Source organism: Kitasatospora sp. NPDC059571 (genome assembly GCF_042735675.1).
Lineage (GTDB): Bacteria > Actinomycetota > Actinomycetes > Streptomycetales > Streptomycetaceae > Kitasatospora.
Map to the genome: position 1 here is coordinate 1 of NZ_JBHWBW010000119.1, position 3,248 is coordinate 3,248.

The window sequence follows — 3,248 nt, forward strand, 5'->3', positions numbered from 1 at the left end:
CCCGCCCCTGACGTCCCCGGTAGAGAGCGAGCGGCGCCCCGGGCACCGCTCGGCCCGGGCTCCCTCCGCCGTCGGCCCGGGCGTCCGCGCGGTGCCCTCCGACCCCCCACGGCCTGGGCAACTCTCGTTCGCGGGAATGAAGTTACTTGCGAGGTGAATGGGGCTCAACGCAGCTCGGGTCACTTCACTCGTAAGGGTGATCAAACCGGTGTTTCGCATGCTTTCGCGCGCCCCCCTGTGGGCGCGTGCCGCCGGGTCGGCGGGCGGCCCGGCCCGGCCCCGGCGGACCGGCGGGCGCTGCGGGCCGGTTGACGCGCACCTGTGCGGTGCCGCCCGCGGCCGGAGCGGACGGCCCGGGGTGCCGGGCGCGGTAGTCTCGACAGGTGCCGAAACTGTCCGACGTGATCGCCGTGCTCGAAGAGCTGTACCCGCCGCAGTGGGCGGAGTCCTGGGACGCCGTGGGCCTGGTCTGCGGGGATCCCGACGACGAGGTCGCGCGGGTGCTGTTCGCCGTCGACCCGGTGCAGGCGGTGGTCGACGAGGCGGTCGGCTGGGGTGCCGATCTGGTGGTCACCCACCACCCGCTGTACCTGCGCGGCACCTCGACCGTGGCCGCGTCCACCGTCAAGGGCCGGGTGGTGCACACCCTGATCCGGCACGGCATCGCCCTCCAGGTGGCCCACACCAACGCCGACCACGCCGACCCGGGCGTCTCCGACGCGCTCGCCGAGGCGGTCGGCCTGCTCGTCACCGGCCCGCTCGTCCCGGACCCGACCGACCCCGCGGGCCGCCGCGGCAGCGGCCGGATCGGCATGCTGGCCGAGCCGATGCCGCTCTCCGCGTTCGCCGCGCAGGTCGCCGCCGGCCTGCCGCCCACCGCCGCGGGCGTCCGCGTCGCCGGCGACCTCGACGCCACGGTCAGCAGGGTCGCCGTCTGCGGCGGCGCCGGGGACGGCTTCCTCGCCGACGCCCGCGCGGCCGGCGTCGACGCCTACCTCACCGCCGACCTCCGGCACCACCCCGCCTCCGAGGCCGCCGAGGCCTCCGCCGTCGCCCTCATCGACGCCGCGCACTGGGCCACCGAGTGGCCCTGGCTCACCCTGGCCGACCGGGCCCTGACCGAGGCCGCCGGCAAGCGCGGCTGGCAGCTGGAGACCCGCGTCTCCCGCCTGGTCACCGACCCGTGGACGGGGCACGCCCCGATGCCGTACACCGCCTGACACCCGCCGACCTGACGAATCCACACAGGAGCCCCCCGCTTGAACGCCGCGCCCGCAGACCAGATCCGCCTGCTCGACCTGCAGGCCATCGACTCCCGCCTGGACCAGCTGGCCCACCGGCGCCGCACCCTGCCCGAGCTCGCCGAGATCGAGGCGGCCGGCGCCGACCACACCGCGCTCAAGGACCTGGTGATCGCCGCCCAGGCCCAGCTCTCCGACACCACCCGCGAGCAGGCCAAGGCCGAGCAGGACGTCGAGCAGGTCCGCACCCGTGCCGCCCGCAACCAGCAGCGGATGGACTCCGGCTCGGTCACCTCCCCGAAGGACCTGGAGAACCTCCAGCACGAGATCGGCTCGCTGGCCAAGCGCCAGTCCGACCTGGAGGACGTCGTCCTCGAGGTCATGGAGCGGCTGGAGTCCGCGCAGACCCGGGTCACCGAGCTCGGCGCCCGCCTGGAGCACTCCGAGATCGTCCTCAAGGAGGCCGAGGCCCGCCGGGACGCCGCGTACGCGGAGATCGACGCCGACGCCGACAAGGTCCGCCGCGACCGCGAGGTCGTCGCCGCGGTCATCCCGGCCGACCTGCTCAAGCTCTACACCCGGCTGCGCGAGCAGCAGGGCGGCGTCGGTGCGGCCCGCCTCAACCAGCGCCGCTGCGAGGGCTGCCGGGTGGAGTTCGCGGTCTCCGACCTGAACGCGATCAAGGCCGAGCCCGCCGACGCCGTCGTGCGCTGCGACAACTGCGGCCGGATCCTGGTGCGCACCGCCGAGTCGGGCGCCTGACCAGGTGGCCCGCAGGTTCATCGTCGAGGCCGACGGCGGCTCCCGGGGCAACCCGGGGCCGGCCGGCTACGGCGCGGTCGTCCGGGACGCCGACACCGGCATGATCATCGCCGAGGCCGCCGAGTTCATCGGGCACGCCACCAACAACGTGGCCGAGTACCGCGGACTGATCGCCGGCCTGCGGGCCGCCCACGACCTCGACCCGGACGCCGCGGTCGACGTCCGGATGGACTCCAAGCTGGTCGTCGAGCAGATGTCGGGGCGCTGGAAGATCAAGCACCCCGACATGCAGCCGCTCGCCGCCGAGGCGCGCACCGTCTTCCCGCGCGCCCAGGTCGCCTACACCTGGATCCCGCGCGAGCGGAACAAGGACGCCGACCGGCTCGCCAACGAGGCGATGGACGCCGGCAAGGCGGGCCGCGCCTGGGAGCCCAAGGCCCGCCCGGCCGCCCCGGCGGCCGAGGAGGAACTGCCCGCCCCGGCCGCGCCCAAGGCCGGCTGGGCGGCCCCCGCCGACCTCGGCACCCCCACCACCCTCGTCATGCTCCGGCACGGCGAGACCGCGCTCACCCCGCAGAAGCGCTTCTCCGGCAGCGGCGGCACCGACCCCGAGCTCTCCGAGAAGGGCCGCTGGCAGGCCGAGCGCGCCGCCGAGGCGCTGGCCGCCCGCGGCACCGTCCAGGCCGTGGTCAGCTCGCCGATGCAGCGCACCCGGCAGACCGCCGAGGCGGTCGCCCGGCGGCTCGGCCTGGAGGTCCGGATCGAGGACGGCCTGCGCGAGCTCGACTTCGGCGCCTGGGAGGGCCTCACCTTCGCCGAGGTCCAGCAGCAGTACCCCGAGGACCTCGACGCCTGGCTCGGCTCCGCCAAGGCCCGGCCGACCGGCAGCAGCGAGTCGTTCACCACGCTGACCCACCGCTCCGGCGTCGCCCGCGACAAGATCCTCGCCCGCTACCCCGGGAAGACCGTCCTGGTGGTCTCGCACGTCAGTCCGATCAAGACGCTCGTCCGGCTCGCGCTCGGCGCCCCGCCCGACGCGGTCTACCGGATGGAGCTGTCCGCCGCCTCGCTCTGCGCCGTCCAGTACTACGCCGACGGCAACGCCTCGCTCCGGCTCCTGAACGACACGTCCCACCTGCGCTGACCGGCGCGCACCGGGGCGGGGGCCCGCCCCGGGGGGGGGGCGCCGCGCCTCTGGTACCGACCCGGTACAAATCACGGGCTGTCAGACGGCCTCGCCGACCC

Annotated in this window: 3 protein-coding genes; all 3 read left to right on the forward strand. The window is 75.3% G+C overall.

From position 1 onward, the window contains the following. The first annotated feature begins 383 nt into the window (after nt 1-383). Genes ACFV0G_RS16065 through ACFV0G_RS16075 form a run of 3 tightly spaced genes read left to right on the forward strand, consistent with a single transcriptional unit; the run spans nt 384 to nt 3,147 of the window. Entirely contained in the window at nt 384-1,220 is an 837-nt protein-coding gene (locus tag ACFV0G_RS16065) for a Nif3-like dinuclear metal center hexameric protein (RefSeq protein WP_380547063.1), read from the forward strand. Nucleotides 1,221-1,259: 39 nt separating this feature from the next. Further along, entirely contained in the window at nt 1,260-2,003 is a 744-nt protein-coding gene (locus ACFV0G_RS16070; protein ID WP_380547065.1) for a zinc ribbon domain-containing protein, read from the forward strand. 4 nt (nt 2,004-2,007) lie between these two features. Further along, the gene (locus ACFV0G_RS16075) at nt 2,008-3,147 is read left to right on the forward strand and encodes a bifunctional RNase H/acid phosphatase (RefSeq protein ID WP_380547067.1); all 1,140 of its coding nucleotides are present in this window, start codon (nt 2,008-2,010) and stop codon (nt 3,145-3,147) included. Nucleotides 3,148-3,248: the final 101 nt, after the last annotated feature.